At 68.3% G+C, this 19,147-nt stretch carries 14 protein-coding genes; 10 read left to right on the top strand and 4 right to left on the bottom strand.

Translation table 11 applies throughout. From position 1 onward, the window contains the following. The first annotated feature begins 25 nt into the window (after positions 1-25). From tssK to MF610_RS00390, 6 genes are read left to right on the top strand one after another with little or no spacing between them, the layout of a single operon-like run. Positions 26-1,360: a type VI secretion system baseplate subunit TssK gene (gene tssK / locus MF610_RS00420; RefSeq protein WP_242192159.1), complete on the top strand. Its 1,335-nt coding sequence runs from the start codon at positions 26-28 to the stop codon at positions 1,358-1,360. Beyond that, positions 1,336-2,721 carry a type IVB secretion system protein IcmH/DotU gene (gene icmH / locus MF610_RS19005; RefSeq protein ID WP_339328496.1) on the top strand — a complete coding sequence of 462 codons (1,386 nt, stop codon included), beginning with the start codon at positions 1,336-1,338 and terminating at the stop codon, positions 2,719-2,721. Before tssK ends, icmH begins: the two co-directional genes overlap by 25 nt. After that, a complete protein-coding gene (tssM, locus tag MF610_RS00405; RefSeq protein WP_242192158.1) occupies positions 2,721-6,215 on the top strand; it encodes a type VI secretion system membrane subunit TssM in 3,495 nt (1,164 codons plus the stop codon). Before icmH ends, tssM begins: the two co-directional genes overlap by 1 nt. Beyond that, on the top strand, positions 6,212-6,658 hold the full coding sequence (gene tagF / locus MF610_RS00400; RefSeq protein ID WP_242192157.1) for a type VI secretion system-associated protein TagF: 447 nt from the start codon (positions 6,212-6,214) through the stop codon (positions 6,656-6,658). Before tssM ends, tagF begins: the two co-directional genes overlap by 4 nt. Continuing rightward, on the top strand, positions 6,655-7,410 hold the full coding sequence (locus MF610_RS00395; protein WP_242192156.1) for a PP2C family protein-serine/threonine phosphatase: 756 nt from the start codon (positions 6,655-6,657) through the stop codon (positions 7,408-7,410). The genes tagF and MF610_RS00395 overlap by 4 nt, the downstream gene beginning before the upstream one ends. After that, a complete protein-coding gene (locus tag MF610_RS00390; protein ID WP_242192155.1) occupies positions 7,407-9,218 on the top strand; it encodes a serine/threonine-protein kinase in 1,812 nt (603 codons plus the stop codon). The genes MF610_RS00395 and MF610_RS00390 overlap by 4 nt, the downstream gene beginning before the upstream one ends. Here the strand turns inward: MF610_RS00390 and MF610_RS00385 are convergent. From MF610_RS00385 to MF610_RS00375, 3 genes are read right to left on the bottom strand one after another with little or no spacing between them, the layout of a single operon-like run. Further along, positions 9,215-10,741 (bottom strand): DHA2 family efflux MFS transporter permease subunit, encoded by a 1,527-nt coding sequence (locus MF610_RS00385; protein WP_242192154.1) that lies wholly within the window; start codon positions 10,739-10,741, stop codon positions 9,215-9,217. The genes MF610_RS00390 and MF610_RS00385 overlap by 4 nt on opposite strands. Positions 10,742-10,766: 25 nt before the next feature. Continuing rightward, positions 10,767-11,903 (bottom strand): HlyD family secretion protein, encoded by a 1,137-nt coding sequence (locus tag MF610_RS00380; protein ID WP_242192153.1) that lies wholly within the window; start codon positions 11,901-11,903, stop codon positions 10,767-10,769. Then, positions 11,896-13,356, bottom strand: a complete 1,461-nt coding sequence (locus tag MF610_RS00375; protein ID WP_242192152.1) for an efflux transporter outer membrane subunit — start codon at positions 13,354-13,356, stop codon at positions 11,896-11,898. Before MF610_RS00375 ends, MF610_RS00380 begins: the two co-directional genes overlap by 8 nt. A 90-nt stretch (positions 13,357-13,446) precedes the next feature. On the opposite strand from MF610_RS00375, the gene MF610_RS00370 reads away from it, so the two are divergent. Beyond that, a complete protein-coding gene (locus MF610_RS00370; protein ID WP_242192151.1) occupies positions 13,447-14,094 on the top strand; it encodes a TetR/AcrR family transcriptional regulator in 648 nt (215 codons plus the stop codon). A 63-nt stretch (positions 14,095-14,157) separates the two neighbouring features. Here MF610_RS00370 and MF610_RS00365 read toward each other — a convergent pair whose 3' ends face one another. Then, positions 14,158-16,278, bottom strand: a complete 2,121-nt coding sequence (locus MF610_RS00365) for a TonB-dependent receptor domain-containing protein (RefSeq protein WP_242192150.1) — start codon at positions 16,276-16,278, stop codon at positions 14,158-14,160. Between the two features lie 250 nt (positions 16,279-16,528). Between MF610_RS00365 and MF610_RS00360 the strand changes: the two genes are divergently transcribed. The 3 genes from MF610_RS00360 (at position 16,529) to MF610_RS00350 (ending at position 19,130) form a co-directional block, all read left to right on the top strand. Further along, positions 16,529-17,140, top strand: coding sequence for a TetR/AcrR family transcriptional regulator (locus MF610_RS00360; protein WP_242192149.1), 612 nt, complete (start codon positions 16,529-16,531; stop codon positions 17,138-17,140). A gap of 338 nt (positions 17,141-17,478) precedes the next feature. Continuing rightward, positions 17,479-17,886 carry a hypothetical protein gene (locus tag MF610_RS00355; protein ID WP_242192148.1) on the top strand — a complete coding sequence of 136 codons (408 nt, stop codon included), beginning with the start codon at positions 17,479-17,481 and terminating at the stop codon, positions 17,884-17,886. Continuing rightward, positions 17,883-19,130, top strand: a complete 1,248-nt coding sequence (locus tag MF610_RS00350) for an efflux RND transporter periplasmic adaptor subunit (RefSeq protein WP_242192147.1) — start codon at positions 17,883-17,885, stop codon at positions 19,128-19,130. Before MF610_RS00355 ends, MF610_RS00350 begins: the two co-directional genes overlap by 4 nt. Positions 19,131-19,147 lie beyond the last annotated feature (17 nt).

Below are 19,147 nucleotides of genomic sequence, written 5' to 3'. Positions count from 1 at the left end.
ATCCGTCGGGAGGGGGTAGAGGTTGGTGAAGAACCGGGTGGCGTGGTCCGAGGGTATGTTCCTGCGGCCGCAGCATTTTCAAGCGCAGGACCGCCATGCCGAAGCGCAGCTGAACGCGCGGATCGCGTCGATCCGGCCATGGCCGTGGGGGCTGACCGAGCTGGTCATCGACGAGGATGTGGCGACCCTGGGCAAGTTCGCGGTGACGCGTGCGACCGGCATCCTGCCCGACGGAACGCCCTTTGCGATCCCCGACGACTTCCCGCCGCCGCCGCCGCTCGACATTCCGGCGGATGCGCGCGACGCGCTGATCTCGCTGACGCTGCCGGTGGGCCAGTCGGGCGCGGTCCAGTTTCGCGAGGCGGACAGCGACAGCCTCGACGCACGGTTCCTGGTCGACGATGCCGAGGTCGCCGATAGCTTCTCCAGTGACCGGACGAGCGAACCGGTCGGACTGGCCCGCCCCAATCTCCGCTTCGGCGTAACGCGTGACCAGACCTATGGCCGGGTAACGCTGGGCCTCGTCAAGGTGCGCGAGGTGCAGAATAAGCGGGTGATGCTCGACGATCGCTATATCCCGGCGACGCTGGATATCGCGGCGGCGGCACGGCTGCGCGGCGGGCTGTCGGATATTGCCGGGCGTGCCGGTCAGCGCGCGGGCGAGCTGGCGCTGCGCGCGGTCGAGGCGACCGATGGCGGGTCGGACACCTTTGCCGGGTTCCTGCTGCTGCAGGCGCTCAACCGCTGGCTGCCGGTACTCGACCACCTCCAGCATCTGCCGATGGTCCATCCCGAGCGGCTGTTCGAGGCGCTGGTGTCGATGGCGGGCGAGCTGGCGACGCTGATCCGGCCCGAACGGCGCGCGCCACCGTTGCCGCGCTACGACCATGTCGATCCGCAGCAATGTTTCGATCCGGTGTTCGACCTGCTCCAGTCGATGCTGTCGGCGGTGTTCGAACGCTCCGCCGTGCAGCTGCCGCTCGATCAGGCGGGGCCGGGGGCCTATGTGTCGCGGATCACCGACCATGGGTTGTACCAGACCGGCTATTTCTACCTTGCGGTAACGGCGGCCGCCCCGGTCGAGGAAATCCGCGGGCTGTTCCCCTCGGTCGCGAAGATCGGCGCAGTGCAGCGGATGCGGCAGATCGTCGATTCGGCGTTGCCCGGCGTGCCGCTGCGCCATACGCCGACCCCGCCGCCGCAGCTGCGCGTGCTGCCGGGCTTCGTCTATTTCGAGCTGGATCGCGGCGTGCCCGACTGGGCCGAGTTCCAGCAGGCGACGGCGCTGGGGCTGCATGTCGCAGGTGACTGGCCGGGGCTGAAGCTCGAACTGTGGTGCGTAAAGCGGAGCGCGCGGTGACCGAGGACGGCGACGACGGCGACAAGACGGTCTTCCGGCCGTCGCCCCTGCAAGGACTGCGGCGGGGTACCGCGCCGGACGCGGGCTATGGCGCGCCGCCGCCGCTGTCGCGTACCGGCCACGCGCCGGGCGGGGGCAGCCTTGCCCCGTCGCGACTGTCCGAGGACGACGTGCCGCTGCCCGCGACACCGCCAAAGGTGCGCAACGTCATGCTGGCCGAGGCCGAGCCGGTCCTCGCGCTGCTGGCGGCGGTGCGCGCGGGGCGGGTGCGGATGCCGATGCCCGAGTTCCACCGCGAATGCGCCAAGGCGATCGCGACGTTCGAACGGGCGATCGCGGGCCATTACCCCGAGGAAAAGCGCCAGCGCGCCAAATATGCCGTCTGCGCGACCGCCGACGACATCGCGCAGAACCTGCCCGGTATCGGCACCGACGGCGCCGAATGGGCGCGGCGGTCGATGGTCGTGCAGTTCTTCCACGAGAATATCGGCGGCGACCGCTTCTGGCAGCTGGTCGACGACATGCTGCGCACGCCGCACGACAATCTCGACCTGATCGAGCTGTTCCATGCCTGCCTCGCCGCCGGGTTCGAGGGGCGCTTCCGCGTGATGCCCGACGGGCGACGGCGGTTGCAGGAGATCATGACGCGGCTGTACGGCGCGCTGCCGCATGTCCGCAGCCTGTCGCAGGTCGAGCTGGTGCCGAACTGGCGGGGCGAGAAGGCGCCGCCCGCGCGGATCGGGATGAACATCCTCGCGCTGGCGGCGGCGGGCGCGCTGGCGCTGCTGGTGCTCGCCTATGCCATATTGCGGCTGATGCTGGCGTCGAGTGGCGATTTGCCGGCCGACCGGTTGGCGGCGCTCAATCCCGACAGCCGCCTGACCCTGTCGCGCCCGGCCGAGGCCATGGTGGCGGCGCGCAGCGCGCAGGCGTCGCGCCTCGCGAAGTTCCTAGAACCGGAAATCCGCGAAGGGCTGGTGACGGTCGAGGAGGATGCGCAGACGGTGCGGGTACGCACTACCCTCGGGCAGCTGTTCGAATCCGGATCGGACGAACTGGAGGATGGGCGCGATGCGCTGTTCCACCGCATCGGTCGCGCGATCGAGGGCGAGCGGGGATCGGTGCTGATCGAAGGCCATGCCGATAACGACCGCGTCGCCACGGTCCGCTTCCCCGACAACATGGCGCTGTCCGAAGCGCGGGCGGAAACGGTCGGCAAGCTGATCCGTGAGGACCTGTCCGATCCGGCGCGCGTGACGACCAAGGGGCTGGGGGAAAGCGTGCCGATCGCATCGAACGATACGCCGGAGGGCAAGTCGCAGAACCGCCGGGTTGAGATCATCGTGCCGAGGCGCCAGTGATGCGGCGGTTCTTCACCAACTGGTATGCGGTTACGCTGCTGTCGGCGCTGGTGCTGGCGCTGATCGTCGTGTTCGCGCTGCCGCTGTTCTTCGCCTTCTTCCGGCCGTGGAGCGTGCGGATCGCGTTCGTCATCGGCATCGCGCTGCTCTGGGGCGCATGGTGGGGATGGCGGCGCTGGCGGGCGAAGAAGCGTTCGGACGCCATCGCCAAGGAACTGGCCGGACCCGATGCGGCGGAGGAAGAGGGCAAGGCGCTCGGCAGCCGCATGGGCGATGCGCTGGCCAAGCTGCGCAGCGCATCGGGCAATCGCCGCGACTATCTCTACAGCCGCCCTTGGTATGTCATCATCGGCCCGCCGGGCGCGGGCAAGACGACGGCCTTGCTCCATTCGGGCCTACGTTTCCCCTTCGTCGAACAGGCGGCAAAGGGTGTGGGCGGCACCCGCAATCTCGATTTCTGGTTCGCCGACGAAGCGGTGCTGGTCGACACCGCCGGCCGCTATACCACGCAGGATTCGGACGCCACCGTCGATGCGGCGGGGTGGGGTGCGTTCCTCAATTTACTCAAGCGTCATCGCCCGGCGCAACCGATCAACGGCATTATCGTCGCGATCGGGGTCGACAAATTGGTCGGCAGCGATTGCGCGGCGATCGACGCCCATGCCAGCGCGGTCCGGCGGCGGCTGGTCGAGCTGCGCCGGACGCTGGAAACGGCGGTGCCAGTCTATCTGATCGTCACCAAGGCCGATCTGCTGGCCGGGTTCGATACCTATTTCGACGATCTGGATGTCGAGGGGCGGCGCGCGGTGTTCGGCGCGACCTTGCCCTATGCGGAGGGGCGGCCGAGCGCGGAGGCGCTGGCAGAGGCATTCGACGTGTCGGCGCAGGCGATCGCCGACCGGCAGGCACGGCGGTTGTTCGAGGAGGTCGACCAGCGCCGTCGCGGCATGATGCTGGGCTTCCCTGCCCAGCTGCGGAGTCTCCGCGCGCGCATGATGCGCTTTGCCGAAGGTGCGTTCGTCGCGGGGGACGATGCCCCGGCGCAGCTGCGCGGCTTCTACCTGACCAGTGGCGTGCAGGAGGGGGCGCCGCTCGATCGTATCCTCGCCGCGATGGGCGATGTGTACGAAACGCCCGCCGGAGGGATGGAGACGCGCAGCCGCGCCTATTTCCTCAACCGATTGCTGACCGAGGTCATGTTTCCCGAGGCCGGGCTGGGGTCGACCGACCTGCGCGCCCGGACACGGCACCGCGCGCGGCTGATCGCGGCGCTGGCGGCGATCGGGATCGTCACTGCGCTGGTGCTGACGGCATGGGGCTTCAGCTATGCCCGCAACCGTGCGTTCCAGAACCAGCTGGCGGCACGCGCGCAGCTGGCCGAGAACCAGCTGCGCGAGGCCGGTGTCGACTTGGTGCAGGTGCGCGAGGACGACGCCGATCTGCGCGCCGCGCTGCCCGCGCTCGATACGCTGCGCAATCTGCCGCGCGGCTATGCCGAACGCCGCGCCGGCGGCCCGCCGCTGGCGATGACGTTCGGGCTGTACCAATCGAGCCTCAGCCAGCAGGCCGAGGAAAGCTACCGCGTGGCGCTGCGCCGGATCATGCTGCCGCGGCTGCTGCTGCGGCTGGAGGCGGTGATGCGCGCCGACGGACGCGACCCGATGCGGCTGTACGAACCGCTCAAAATCTATCTCATGCTCGGCCAGCAGGGGCCAATGGACGCGAAGGCGGTCAAGGCATGGGTCACGGCCGACTGGGCGGGTGAACTCTATCCGGGTGCGGACAGCCAGGCGGAGCGCACCGCGCTGACCCGCCACCTCGATGCGTTGCTGGAGGATCGCGACATGGCGTCGGTGTGGGCCAATCGCCGCCCGCCGCTCGACGCCGGATTGGTCGCCTCGGCCCGCGCGGCGGTGCAGACGCTGAGCCTCGCCGATCGTGCCTATGCGGTGATGCGACAGAAGGCGGCGTCGGCGGGGCCGGCATGGGAAGCGGCGAACATCCTGTCGCAGGGCGACGTGCTGGCCTTTGCCGACCCGGACGCGGTCGCGGCCTATCGCATTCCCTATTTCTTCACCCGCGCCGGCTATGAGAAGGCGTATCTGCCGGGTCTGGCGACCGTACAGCAGGACCTGAAGCGCGACCTGTGGGTGCTGGGCGGTGCCGGCGAGGGTGGCGTCGGTGAGGAACTGTCGAACGTCCGTCCGGGCGTCGCGGGGCTCTATGCCAAGGACTATATTGCCGCATGGGACGGGATCGTCGCCGCGATGAAGCCCGGTGCGTACTTCCGCGATCCTGCCGCGTTCGGCGCGCTGACCAAGAGCCCGTCGCCGGTGAAGCGCGTGCTGCTCGAACTGCGCAAGAACACGATCTTCACCGGCGGGGTGCAGGCCGGGCTGGCGCGGGCCGGGCGCTATGGCATGAACCGCTCGCGCCTCGGCCGCGTCGCCAACGAACTCGGGCGCGATCGTGCGAGCGGGATCGATGCCGGTGACGAGATCAGCGGCTATTTCAGCAACGTCCACGAATATGTCGGTGACGGTCGCAACCAGGCACCGATCGACGAGTTCGTCGCGGGCATCAAGGCGGCGGGGCAGGCAGTGATGGCGGCGCAGTCGGTCGGCGGCGGCGGCGGTTCGGACGCAACCCAGGCGGCGATGGCGCAGGCGCTGGCGACGGTGAAGGCGTCTGCTGCACAAGCCCCGCCGCAGCTCCAGTCGTTCGTCAACGCCGCCGCTGGTGGTGGTGCCGCCGCGCAGATCGGCGCGGCGAGCGGTGCGGTAACCGATGCCTATGCGCAGAGCGTCCTCCCGGCGTGCAAGGGGGTTGCCCAGGAGCACTACCCTTTCTTCGCGGGTGCGCCGGACGCACCGATGGCTGAGACGTTGCGTGTCTTCGGCATGGGTGGAGTGTTCGACGGCTTCGTGCAGCAGCGGCTGGCGTCGATGATCGATACCGCCGGACCGGTATGGCGCTGGCGCGATGGCGATCCGGTCGCCGCCGCGCTGAACCCGGCGACGCCCGAAGCGCTGTCGCGGACGGTCGAGTTGCGCGACCTGCTGGCAGGCGGTCTGCCGATCAAGGTCGCGGTATCCCGCTTCGGTCAGGGGGTCGCGACGGTCGAGCTGTCGAGCGGCGGCACGCGTTATCGCTTCACCCCGACCGGCAACCAGCCGCGCCCACTGCTGTGGTCGGCGAATGGCGGCCTGCCCGAGGCGTCGCTGGTCCTGTATGGTCCGGCGGTCGCGGGCGCCGCGCCTGCCGGTGCCGATGCACCGCCGGGACCGGAAATCGCACGGATCGAGACCGAGGGGCCGTGGGCACTGTTCCGGCTGATGGACCGCGCCGAGAAGCGCAATGCCGGCGAACAGGCGATCGAGGCGAGCCTGGGCGAAGGGGCGGCGCGCACGACGCTCAAGATCGCGCTGCCGACCAAGCGTAACCCGTTCAGCCGGGCCGGGCTGTGGTCGTTCCGTTGTCCGGCGACGCTATGACCGCGTGGGTGTTCGGCAAGCTGCCCGTGCATGGCGATTTCGTCGCACGGGGCATGACGGCCGAGGATCGCGCCGCATTCGATACGTGGCTGTCTGCGTCGCTGCTGGACGCGCGCGAGACCTATGGCGCAGGCTTCGCCGATCGGTTCGATGCGGCGCAGCCGTGGCGGGCGGAGGGTGACGGGGTGGCCGGCGCGGTTGCCGCGTCGCAGGATGCGGTCGGGCGACGGTTTCCGCTGTTGTTGCTGACTGCCGCTGCTGCTTTCGATCCGGCCGCATGCGAGGAATTGCTGCGATCGGCGATCATGGAGGGTTGGGACGTGGATCGGCTGGCGATGGCGGCGGAGCGCCCGGACGGAGCAGTGCAGCGCTGGGTGGGCGCGGACGGTCGTATCCTGACCGGAAAACGGCCGGTCGATCTGGTGCGGGCAATGCTTGCATGACCGGCGCGGTTCGCATCCGTGCCGTCGCGGCGACCCATCCGGGGCTGAAACGGCGGATCAACGAGGATCGCTTCTGCGCGCGTGACGATCTGGGGCTGTGGGCGGTCGCCGATGGCATGGGTGGGCACGCGCATGGCGACTGGGCATCGAACGCCGTGGTGCAGGCGCTGGAGGCGGTCGCACTGCCGGGTGATTTCCACGACGCGACGCGCGCCGTCGCCGACGCCGTCCACAGCGCCAACCGCCGCATCTGGAGCGAGGCACAGCGCCGGACGCAGCAGATGGGGTCGACCGTCGTCGCCTTGCTGGTGCGCGACGGGTGTTTCTCCGCAGTCTGGGTCGGCGACAGCCGCGCCTATGTGCTGCGCGACGGCGTGCTGCATCCCCTGACCCGCGACCATAGCCAGGTGCAGGAAATGGTCGACCGCGGCCTGATCACGGCGGAGGAAGCACGCGATCATCCGCGCGGGCATGTGCTGGCACGGGCGGTTGGGGTCGGTGCGCGGCTGGCGGTCGATGTGGTGACCGACGATGCTCTGCCGGGCGACGTGTTCCTGCTGTGCAGCGACGGGCTGACCGCGACGACCGACGAAGCGGCGATCGCCGCAACGCTGGCGCTTGCCGACGTCCAGGCGGCGCTCGACCAGTTGATCGCAGGGGCACTGGCCGGTGGCGCGCCTGACAATGTCACGATCGTGCTGGTCGCGGTCGACGAGGCGACCGCGCTGTCGCTCGGGGGCAGGGGAGCATGATCGGCGACGACGACGATCGCACCGTGTTTCAGCCCGGCATGGGCGAGGAGAGCGAGCGTACGGTGTTCGAACCGGCCGGCACCGGGCCTGCAGCGCAGCGCAGCGCGGGTATCCAGCCGGGCGACGTGCTCAACCACATGTTCGTCGTCCGCCGCTTCCTGGCGCGGGGCGGCATGGGTGAGGTGTTCGAAGGCGCGAACCTCGCCACCGACGAACGCGTCGCGATCAAGGTGATGCTGCCGGCGCTGGCCGCCGATCCCAACGTCATCACCCTGTTCAAGCGCGAGGCGCAGACGCTGACCCGGCTGCATCACGAAGCGGTGGTGCAGTATCGCGTGCTGGCGATGGAGCCCGCACTGGGTGTCCTCTATATCGTCACCGAATATATCGACGGGACCAGCCTGTCGGATGTGTTGTCGACTCTGCGGCCCGATCCCGCCGCGCTGGGGGCGTTGCTGCGACGGCTCGCCTCGGGACTGTCGGCGGCGCACCGGCTGGGCGCGATCCACCGCGATGTGGCGCCCGACAACGTCCTGTTGGGCGGCGGCGAGTTGTCCCGGGCGAAGCTGATCGATTTCGGCATCGCCAAGGACCTCGACCCCGGCACCGCGACGATCGTCGGCGACGGTTTTGCCGGCAAGCTCGGCTATGTCGCGCCCGAACAGCTTGGCGATTTCGATCGGGCCTTGGGGCCGTGGACCGATGTCTACAGCCTCGGCCTGCTGATCCTGGCGGTGGCGCGCGGCGCCGACCTCGGCCTCGGCGGGACGTTGGTGGACGCGGTCGACAAGCGGCGGGCCGGGCTCGACCTCGCGGCGGTACCGGTCCCCTTGCGCGGCGTGGTGGAGCGAATGGTGCGGCCTGACCCGGCGCAGCGGTTACGCGACATGGATGCCGTGCGGGCGGCGCTGGATGCGGCCGAGGTGCCCGGTGCGACCGATCGACATCCGTTACGCACCTGGTGGATCGCCGGCGGCGCGCTTGCCGTCCTGCTGCTGGTGGCACTGTTCTTCGCGTTCCGCAGCGGAGACGACCCCGTCGGCAATTCCACCGCGCCGGTCGTCGCGAAGGGCGACGTCGTCCAGCAGGCCCGGTCGGCGATCGACGCCGCGCTGCCGTCGGTCGGCTGCACGTGGCTCAGCATCACCGATATTAAGGCGCAGGGCGGCGGGATCGACGTCGCGCTGACCGGTGTGGCGGGCGATCCCGGTCAGGCGCAGAACGAGATATCGGAGACGCTCCGCGATCGCGGCAGTTCGGCGCGCAACATCGATTTCGCCGATGTGGCGCTCATCACGCCCGCCGGTTGCGCCGCGCTCGACGCCTTTCGTCAGATTCGCGCAACCGGGCGTAGCTGGCTGAGCGTGCCGCTGCGTCGCTTCGAGATGCGGCAGCAACCTGCCACGTCGATCTATCCCGGAAAGCTAGCGGCGAATGCGCTGGTCCTGATCGATATCGCCGACCCGTCGCTCGACTTCGCCCTGTTCGGGATCGAGCCGTCGGGCCGGATCGAACAGATACTTCCCAGCCGCACGGCGTTCACCGCCGCGTTGCGGGCGTCACGGGGCGGCACGCCGATCACCGATCTCGGCAACGACCGCTACCGGATGCAGATCGACCTCGACCATGCCGGCTGGTCGGGCGTGCTGCTGGTGACAGGCAAGGGTCCGTTCGATCCGGCGGTGATGGCGCCGCCGCTGGGTGCGCGCGGCAGCGAATGGCGCGACCGGATCGCGACGCTGGCGGGGGAGCGTGGCTGGCGCACTGACATGGTCTGGTTCGAATCGACCGCGCCGCGCGCGCGCTAGTGCGCCTCGCCGGGTTTCGCCATCCGGCGGGGCCGGGGAGCGAGCCAGATGATGAGCGCCGCCACGCCGAACACGATGGCCGACAACAGGAACAGGTGATTGATCGCCAGTGTGCTGCTCTCGCGCGTCACCGTCATTTCGATCGCAGCGCGGACCTGCTCCAGCGAAAATCCCTGTGCCATCATGGCATTGGCCGTGGCGTCGGTGTTCAGCCGTGACGTCATCTCGCTGCGTGCGATGGTCATGTTGTCGGTATAGAGCGTGGTGGAAATCGACGTGCCGATCGCCCCGGCCATGGTTCGCAGGAAGCTCATGACGCCCGCCGCCGACGCCGTTTCCTGTGGCTCGACCGCACCCAGGGCGATGGTGGTCAGGGGAATGAAGAAGAACGGCATGCCGAACCCCTGCAGCATCTGCGGGAATGCCAGCGTCCAGAAATCTGCGCCGGTCGTCCACCCGACGCGCAGCAGCGACATGCCCCCCAGCCAGAAGATGCCGAAGCACACCAGCGCGCGCGGATCGTATTTCTTCATCAGCTGCGCGACGATCGGCGACATGATCACCGCGCCGACGCCGTTGAACGCGGTGGCATAGCCGGCATAGGTCGACGTGTAGCCAAGGCTTGCCTGCAACCATTGCGGGATCAGCACGACCGAGGCGAAGAACGTCCCGAACGCGAACGACAAGGCGCAGACCGCGACGGTGAACCCGCGATGCCGGAACACGCGCAGGTCGACGATCGGTTGCCGTTCGGTCAGTTCCCACACGATGAATGCTGCCGCGCCGATCGCGGCGACCAGCGCCAGGATGATGATCGTCGGGTCCTCGAACCAGTCATGCTCGCGTCCGATGTCGAGCATGATTTGCAGCGCACCGATCCACAGCACCAGCAGCGCAAGGCCGATCTTGTCGACCTTCAGCTTCTCGCGCTTCGTCTCGGCGGGCTTGAGCAGCCGCAGCGCGCCGAACACGCACAGGATCGCGACCGGAATGTTGATGAAGAAAATCCAGTGCCACGACCAGCTGTCGCTGATGGTCCCGCCCAGGATCGGCCCCAGGATCGGCGCGACGACAGTCGTCATCGCCCACAGGCCCATCGCCTGGCCGTGCTTTTCCTTGGGAAAGATGCGCAGCAGCATCGTCTGGGTCAGCGGCATCAGCGGCCCGCCGCACAGCCCCTGACCGATCCGGGCGGCCACGATCATCGCCAGGCTGGTCGACAGCCCGCACAGGATCGAGAAGATGCCGAAGCCAATCATCCCGAACACGAAGGTCCGCAGCGTCCCGAACCGTCCGGCCAGCCACCCGGTCAGCGGCACGCAGATCGCCTCCGCCACCGCGTAGGAGGTGATGATCCACGTCCCCTGGCTGGTCGAGATGCCGAGCGACCCGGCGATATGCCCGACCGATACGTTGGCGATGGTGGTGTCGAGCACCACCATGAAGTTGGTCAGCGCCAGCACCAGCCCGGCGAGCCACAGCGTCGCGCCGCTGAACGGCTTGAAATCGTTTTGGCCGGCCATGGTGCCGAACTCCCTGTCGCGCGGACTATTGCCCCGAAATGTCGACTTCGGCGGTCATCGACAGCCCGACGCGCAGCGGATGTGCGGCCAGCTCCCGCGGATCGAGTGCGACCCGCACCGGCAGGCGCTGGACGACCTTGATCCAGTTGCCGGTCGCGTTCTGCGCCGGGATCAGCGCGAACGCCGATCCGGTGCCGCCCGAAAAGCCGACCACCCGGCCGTGATATTCGACGTCGCCGCCATACAGGTCGGAGGTGAGCGTTACCGGCTGCCCCGGCTTCACCTTCGTCAGCTGGCCTTCCTTGAAGTTCGCATCGACATAGACCTGGCCCACCGGCACGATCCGCATCACCGTCGCACCGGAGGCGACGCGCTGGCCGACCTGGATGGTGCGGTTGGCGACGACGCCGTCGATCGGCGCGCGAATGACGGTGCGCTCCAGATCGAGCCGGGCCTGCCGCACCTTCGCCTCGGCGGCGAGAACGTCGGGCGAGCTGGATGCCGTCGTCCCCTGGATCAGTGCCTGGTTGGCGGCAAGGTTGCCCGCCGCCGCACCGCGCTGCGACGATGCCTGCGCCACTGCGGCACGCGCCTGTTCGCGCGCGGCACGGGCGGCGGCCAGCGCGTTGGTGGCGGCGGTCAGCTCGTCGCCCGACACGGCGCCGGCGGAAACCAGGCGGCGACGGCGATCGAAATCGACCTGCGCCTTGGCGAACGCCGCTTCGCTCGATTCCAGCTGTGCCCGGGCGCTGCTGACATCGGCGCCGCGCGCGCGGACCTGTTCGGACAGGGCAGTGCTGGTCGCCGCCGTCTGGCCGAACATCCGCTGCGCCTTGGCCAGATCGGCCTCGGCAGCGGCAAGGGTGATCCGCGCGTCGCTGTCGTCGAGCCGGACGAGGATATCGCCGCGCTTCACCGCCTGCGTATCCGACGCGGTCACGGCGATCGCCTGTCCCGCGATCATCGGCGTCACCTGTGCGGTATCGGCGCCGACATAGGCATTGTCGGTTTCGACATAATGGCTGCCGACCAGCGTATACCACGCACCATAGCCGACCCCGCCCAGCAGGACGATGGCGGCGATCCCGCCCAGCAGCTTCTTGCGCTTGGTGGACGGCGCACCCTCGGCGGCTGCGGGGACGGCGGGTTCGGAATCAGCCATGGGTCGGGTCCTCGTTGCTCTGTCCGGCGGGCGTGGCGAACCCGCCGCCGAGTGCGCGTACCAGCGCGATGTCGATGGTGAAGGCGCGGGCGTCGAGCGCGGCGACGGTCCGCCGCGCCTGCAATACCCGGTCCTGCGCGGTCAGCACGTCGAGGAACCGGGACAATCCGCCCTCGTAGCGCAGCCGCGCGACGTCATAAGCGCCCTGTGCGTCGGTCAGTGCCTGGCGCGATTGGGTCAGGCGGGTGTCGAGCGCACGCTGGCTAACCACTGCATCGGCAACCGCGCGATAGGCGTCGGTAACGGTGCGGTCGTAATCGGCGACCGCCGCGTCATAGTTGCCGCGGGCGACGCGGTAGCGGCCCTGCAATTCGCCGCCGCGAAAGATCGGCAGGTTGATCGCCGGACCGACGGTGCCGGCGGTCGAGCCGCTCTTGAACAGATTGCCGAGCCCGAACGACTGGAAGCCGAGCACCGCCGACAGCCGGACCGACGGGTAGAAGTCGGCGCGCGCCACCTTGATCCGGCTTGCCTCCGCCTCGACGCGGGTCCGTGCCGCGACGATGTCGGGGCGGCGGGCGATCAGGTCGGTGGTGACGCCGGCGGGCAGGGGGCGGACGGCGATCGCCGCGCGCGGCGGCGTGATCAACAGGCCGCGATCGGGCCCGGCACCCAGCAGAGCGGCGATGCGGTTGCGAGTCAGTGCGATCTGTTCGTCGGTCGCGGCCAGATCGGCACGCGCCGCTGGGACCGCCGACTGCGCCTGCTTCAATTCGGCTTGGGTATCCAGTCCGGCGGTGACGCGGTCTCCCGTCAGCTTTTGCGTCTGCTGGCGCACCTCGACCGCGCTGGCCTGCACCGCACGGTCGGCGAACAGCCGCGCCAGATCGGCATAGGCGTCGGCGATGTTGGTCGACAGGGTCAGGCGCGCCTGCGCGAAATCGAGCCGGGCCGCATCCGCATCCGAGCGCGCCGCGGCGTACCCGGCGCGATTGCGCCCCCACAGGTCGAGGTCGAAGCCCAATTGTCCTTCGACCCGGCCGGTGTCGTTCCAGCCCTTCGGCACGAAATCGGCGGGAATGCCGTTATTGTAGCTCTGCTTGGTCAGCCCCGCGCTGCCCGCGACGTCCAGCGTCGGCAGGCGCACGGCACCGGCCTGCTGGGCATAGCCATCGGCCTGCAACACGCGCGCGCGGGCGACGGCGACGTCGGGGGAACCGGCCAGCGCCTCGGCGATCAACGTGTCGAGCTGGCGGTCGCCATAGGCCTGCCACCACGCGTCCTCCGGCCATGCCGCGTCCGGCGTACCCGCAAGACTTCGACCGGTGGCGTAGGCGCCCGGCGACGCAATCACCGGCGCCTGTTCCAGCTTCGGCACGGTCGCGCAGGCGGACACCAACAGGGCAGCAATAATCGCCGCCGGACGGGCGGACCTTTCGAGAATCGAGCGCATCAGCGAAAAACCGTACTAGTGGGTACGGTTTTTGCCATGATCCCCGTCCGTGTGGTTGTCAACGGAAATCTGTACCGTATAGTACAGTTTATGAGGACTGGCACTGAAGACCGCCCGATGACGGTGCGAGAGGCGCGCAAGCAAGACCGCCGGGCGGCCATCCTTGCCGCCGCGCGACGCTCGTTTCTCGAAGATGGCTATGCCGCCACTTCGATGTCCGCGCTGCTCAAGACGCTGGGCGGGTCGAAGGCCACGTTGTGGAGCTATTTCCCGTCGAAGGAGGAATTGTTCGGCGCGGTGATTGCCGACGTCACTGCCGCCTTTCGCCGGCAGGTGATGGGTGAACTCGATGCGCCCGGCGACCTCGAAGCGACCCTGGTCAATTTCTGCCGCAGCTTCATGAACAAGACCGCGCATGCCGATGCGGTCGCGGTATGGCGGCTGGTCGTCGCGGAAAGCGGGCGCTTTCCGGAGGTCGGCCGCATCTTCTATCAACAGGCGGCCGGTCATATCGAACGGGCGCTTGCCAGCTATATCGCGCAACAGATTGCAGCGGGGCGACTGCGGGACGATGGCGCGCTCGACATGGCCCGCGTCCTGATCGGCATGACCGCCGCGCAGCAGAATCGACGCTTGTGGGGCGTCGAACCGGTGGGCGGCGATGGCATGGATGCCGATGCAAGGCGGTTCGTCGGGTATTTCTTGCGCCTTTTCGCTACGGGATCGGGCGCAGAATAGAAATATATTGTTACAATGCAAACACGCCGAGCCCGTCCGGCACGAACCGGACGGGCGCCGGCATCAGAAGTCGACGTTCGCCGACAGCAGCAGTCGCCGTCCTTCCTGATTGATCGCATAGGCAGGCGTGAAGACCGTCGCCGTACCGCTGCGATAGGGTTCGTAGATGGCATAGTCGGTGTCGAGGATGTTGTAGACGGCGGCGCCCAGCCGGAAGGCCGGCGTGACCTGATATGATCCGCCGACATGGAACAGTTCGTATCCGCGGAAGTCGCCCAGCGCCGCCTGTTGCGGATTGCTGCCACGGTACCGGCTCGACCGGATTTCGGCGCGGGTCCACAGGCTCGCGCGGTCGGTTATTGCCCAGCGCAGGTTGGTGTTCACCATATGCCGGGGGATGCCCACCAGCGGCCGGCCCTGTTCGGGGCCGCTCAGCTGCTCGGTTTCGGTGTAGGTATAGTTGGCCGTCAACGACACCGCCGGACCGAACGCGATGCGCCCCGCCGCCTCGATCCCGCGGGTCCGTGCCTCGTCGATGTTGATCGACTGGCTGAAGAGGTCGACCGCCGGGAACGGCCCGACGTCGAGGCACCCCGGGCGGTTGGGATTGCCGGTGAAGCGACAGTTGGGGATGCCGGGACCGGCCGCGATCTTGTCGGTGAAATCGTTGTTGAACAGCGTCACATTACCGCTGAACGCGCCCTTGTCGTCGTAATAGATCCCCGCTTCATAGCTGGTGCTGGTTTCGGGCGTCAGGCTGGGCGTGCCGAGCAGCGGCGTGCGGCCTTGGTTGCCGAAGCCGATGATCCCTTCGGCGATCTGTTCGACCCGCGGTGTCTTAAACCCCCGGCTGACCCCGCCTTTCAGCGTCAGCGCATCGGTGACGTTCCACACCGCATAGGCACGCGGCGACCATTTGTTGCCGAAGGTCGAATGGTCATCGTACCGCGCGCCGCCGGTCAGGTTGAACCCGTCGGTCAGCGTCACCGTCGCCTCGGCGAAGCCCGCCCATTGGGTGAAGGCGAACGGCTCGGGCGCGACGCCCTCGACCATGCGTGCCCTCCAGTATTGACCGCCGACGGTGAAGGCGACCGGCCCTTGCCGGCCGGCGAAACGCGAATCGACGATGTCGTTGCGCGCCTCCAGCGTGCGCGGGCTCCCCGGCACCTTGCCCGGCGTGCCGTTGGGGATCAGGCGACCGATCGTCTCGGTTTCGTTGCGGGTGAGCGTGGTGTCCAGCGTGCCGAGCGCGGTGCGCCAGCTATGCGCCACGACATAGTTCGACCGGTTGAACCGCTGTTCCGGTGCATAACCGCCCGATCCGAGCGTGCCGAGCTGCCCGTCGCTATTGTCGTACGCCTGCTGGTTGCGGTCATATTCGATCCACAGGTCGTGATCGGCATGCGGCGTGAACGACAACCGTCCGCCATAATTGTAGATGTCCGACCGCACCGGGTTGCGTCCCAGCGTCAGCGCGGGGTCGCCGGGGATCGGAATGTCCGACCCTTCGCGGTGGAACACGCTGCCGCGCAGCGTCAGGCCGACCAGATCGGCGACCAGCGGCCCCTGCGCAAAGCCGTTGATCGACTGGATATTGCCGAAGCGATCGTCGCCCTGGATCGTACTTTCGGCGGTCGCGGTGCCGACCCAGCGCCGGCCGACCTTGCGGGTGATGATGTTGACGACCCCGCCCATCGCGTCCGATCCGTAGAGGGTCGACATGGGGCCGCGCACGACCTCGATCCGGTCGATCGCGGAAAAGGGCGGCAGGAAACTGGTCGTCGTCTCGCCAAAGCCGTTCGGCGTCACCCCGCCCGGCGGATTCTGCCGCCGCCCGTCGAGCAGGATGAGGGTGTATTCGCTGGGCATGCCGCGGATGGAGATGTTCAACCCGCCGGTCTTGCCGGCCTCGCCGCCGACGTCGACGCCCTGCACATCCTGCAATGCTTCCGCGAGGCTGCCGAAGCGCTTCTCCTCCAGATTGGCGCGGTCGAGGACGGTGATACTGGCCGGCGCGTCGGCGATCCGCTGTTCATAGCCGGCGGCGGTCACGACGATGTCGCTGTCGGTCGCATCGCGCTCCTGCGTATCGCTGGTCCCCGCCTGCGTCTGCGCCGCAGCGATGCCTGCCGTCGCGACCGAACTCGCCAGTGCCGCCGCAACCGTGAATGCAACCCGCTTCATCTTCCAACCCCCTAATAACGCGAATGACTAGCAATAGCGCGCCTGTGATGGGTGGTGTGGTGCGGGGTCAAACGGAATGTCGATGCGGCAACGGAACGTTACAGTTGGGCAAAACGGCAGCGGCACAATGGCGGAGCATTGTCGGCCACATCGCCGGGACGTGCGTAACCGCGACCGGCGGGCCGTCCGCAGCCGATCGGTATCGTATAACCCTTGCGAAAACTGGCAAAGGGAATATGTACCGGACGTTATGGAAACCACTGCCACTGTCGCGCCCAAGGGGCGTCCTCGCGAATTCTGCACCGACCGGGCGCTCGCGGCGGCGCTCGGCGTCTTCTGGTCGAAAGGCTATGAAGGCGCGTCGATGGCCGATCTGACCGAGGCGATGGGCATCACCAAGCCCAGCCTGTATGCTGCGTTCGGCAACAAGGAGGCGTTGTTCCACAAGGCGCTCGACCTTTATGAGGCCGAGAAACTGGAATATACCCGCGACGCGCTGAACCAGCCGACTGCGCGCGCCGTCGCCGAGCATTTCATGCGCGGCGCGATCGATGCGCAGATGAGCAGCTGCGATCCCAAGGGGTGTCTGGGCGTCATCAGCATGACGGCATGCGGTGCCGAGGCGGTGTCGATCAAGGCCGATGTGGTCCAGCGTCGCGCTTCGTCGCAGGCGGCACTGGTCGAGCGCTTCGAACAGGCAAAGCGCGATGGCGACCTGCCCGATCACGTCGATATCCCCGGGCTGACCGGTTATCTCTACGCGATCCTGCAGGGGATGGCGGTGCAGGCCGGATCGGGCGCAACCCGTGCCGATCTGGAGCGCGTCGTCGACACCAGCCTGATGATGTGGCCGGGTCGGTAGAATTATTCTACCGACCGGTACAAAAGGCGTTGACGAAACGATTCGCCGTTAATATACCAGTCAGTATAGAAGAGGGCATCGCAGCGGTGTCCCGGCTTTCGAAAGGATGCCGCTATGCTCGAACCTGATTTCCGCGTGGTGTCTGCCCAGTAGTTCGGCGGCACCCGCACCCTAAGCGTACCTCATCCATCCGCAGACCGGACCACGCTCGACCGATGTGTCGTCGGGCGGTGTCGATCTGCGTCCTCATACCAGCGCCCTGGCCTCGAAAGGGGGCTTTGGCGGTCGCCCCCGTGCGTCCGCCGCCGGGTGCCTCTGCCTATCTGGGAGGATTTCTCATGGCCTATGTCGATTTCTCGGGCGACACGCTGTTCGCCACCCCCGCCATCCTCGATCGGCCCGAGGCCGTCACCGAAACGGTCGCTGCCGCTCCTACCGGGCTCAGCGCACTCGAATGGTCGGTGGTGGCACTGGCGCAGCGTGACCGGATGGCGTCGCTGCGCGAACCCTCGCCGCTGTCGATCGCGCTCGGGCGGGTATTCGGCACCCGTCGCCGCGATCCCAATCTGGCCGATCCGAAGCTCGAAGCGCTGCGGCGTATGGCGGTGCTCAGCTGGCATCGCGGCTTTGCGGTGCCGGTCCATGAACTCGCCGCCTTCTTCGCCGCCGGGTTCAACACCGACCAATATGAAACCATGCTTGCCAGCATCAGCACGGCGCAGGCGTCGCGAAAGGCACGCGCATGAACATGATCTCCACCATCCGCACCCCGGACGCCGTCGATACGCCGTCCGCGCCCACCCGGTCGCGCTGGCGACGGGCGGGCTGGGTCGCCGTGCCCGTCCTTGCACTGGGCGCGGCATGGGGCGTGCTGCATCAGGACAGCCCGGCGGTCGCCGCGATGCCGACGCCGACGGTGGAAGTCGCCCGGCCGCTGGTCCGCGATGTGACCGAATGGGACGATTTCGTCGGCCGGTTCGAAGCGTCGAAGTCGGTCGAGGTGCGTCCGCGCATCGCGGGCGCGATCACCGGCGTCCACTTCACCGACGGCGCGATCGTCCGCAAGGGACAGTTGCTGTTCACCATCGATCCCCGCCCGTTCGCCGCCGCGCTGGCGGAGGCGCGCGCGAGCGTGGCCGGTGCCGCCAGCGATCTCGCATTGGCCCGCGCGAACCTCGACCGCGCGAACCGGCTGGCCGCCGACGATGCGGTATCGAAAAGCGATCTCGACCAATTGGCCGCGCGGGTCCGTGCGGCGCAGGCGGCGCTGGTCGCGGCGCAGGCGCGGGTCCAGGCGCGGGCGCTCGACATCGAATTCACGCAGGTCCGCGCGCCGATTTCGGGGCGGATTTCCGACCGGCGGATCGATGCCGGCAATCTCGTCTCGGCGGGCGATACCACCGGCACGCTGCTGACCACGATCAACGCGCTCGACCCGATCTACTTCGCGTTCGACGCCTCCGAAGGGCTGTTCCTGAAGGCGAAGCGCGCCGGGGCCGAAGGATCGGCGGTCGAGGTACGGTTGCAGGACGAGGCGACGTACAGCCGAACCGGTCGGCTCGACTTCACCGACAACGGCCTCGATCCGCGGTCGGGCACGGTGCGCGGGCGGGCGGTGCTGGCCAATCCCGACCTGTTCCTGACGCCCGGCATGTTCGGCAACATGCGCCTCGCCAATGCCGGGACGATGCGCGCGCTGCTGGTGCCCGATGTCGCGATCCAGACCGATCAGGCGCGCAAGACCGTGCTGACCGTCGGCGCCGACGGCACCGTCGCGGCCAAGCCGGTGACGCTGGGACCGGTCATCGACGGCTTGCGGATCGTCAAGTCCGGCCTGTCGCCCGACGACCGGATCGTCGTCAGCGGGACGCAGCTGGCGATGCCCGGCGCCAAGGTGCAGGTGCGCGCCGCCACGATCGCCGCCACCCGCGCGGTCGCTGCACCCAAGCCCGCGGCGACGATCGGCGAGGCGACCTTCGCCGCGCAGTAACGCCGCCACGCTTCCCG

This window comes from Sphingomonas hankookensis (genome assembly GCF_022664465.1).
GTDB lineage: Bacteria > Pseudomonadota > Alphaproteobacteria > Sphingomonadales > Sphingomonadaceae > Sphingomonas > Sphingomonas hankookensis.
The sequence above is the reverse complement of the archived record's forward strand: the minus strand, read 5'-3'. Positions and strand labels throughout refer to the sequence as shown.

Excerpts from the sequence above, each read along its gene's own strand:
- tssM (WP_242192158.1), top strand. The coding sequence starts at position 2,721 with ATGCGGCGGTTCTTCACCAACTGGTATGCGGTTACGCTGCTGTCGGCG.
- tagF (WP_242192157.1), top strand. The coding sequence starts at position 6,212 with ATGACCGCGTGGGTGTTCGGCAAGCTGCCCGTGCATGGCGATTTCGTC.
- MF610_RS00395 (WP_242192156.1), top strand. The coding sequence starts at position 6,655 with ATGACCGGCGCGGTTCGCATCCGTGCCGTCGCGGCGACCCATCCGGGG.
- MF610_RS00390 (WP_242192155.1), top strand. The coding sequence starts at position 7,407 with ATGATCGGCGACGACGACGATCGCACCGTGTTTCAGCCCGGCATGGGC.
- MF610_RS00385 (WP_242192154.1), bottom strand. The coding sequence starts at position 10,741 with ATGGCCGGCCAAAACGATTTCAAGCCGTTCAGCGGCGCGACGCTGTGG.
- MF610_RS00380 (WP_242192153.1), bottom strand. The coding sequence starts at position 11,903 with ATGGCTGATTCCGAACCCGCCGTCCCCGCAGCCGCCGAGGGTGCGCCG.
- MF610_RS00375 (WP_242192152.1), bottom strand. The coding sequence starts at position 13,356 with ATGCGCTCGATTCTCGAAAGGTCCGCCCGTCCGGCGGCGATTATTGCT.
- MF610_RS00370 (WP_242192151.1), top strand. The coding sequence starts at position 13,447 with ATGAGGACTGGCACTGAAGACCGCCCGATGACGGTGCGAGAGGCGCGC.
- MF610_RS00365 (WP_242192150.1), bottom strand. The coding sequence starts at position 16,278 with ATGAAGCGGGTTGCATTCACGGTTGCGGCGGCACTGGCGAGTTCGGTC.
- MF610_RS00360 (WP_242192149.1), top strand. The coding sequence starts at position 16,529 with ATGGAAACCACTGCCACTGTCGCGCCCAAGGGGCGTCCTCGCGAATTC.
- MF610_RS00355 (WP_242192148.1), top strand. The coding sequence starts at position 17,479 with ATGGCCTATGTCGATTTCTCGGGCGACACGCTGTTCGCCACCCCCGCC.
- MF610_RS00350 (WP_242192147.1), top strand. The coding sequence starts at position 17,883 with ATGAACATGATCTCCACCATCCGCACCCCGGACGCCGTCGATACGCCG.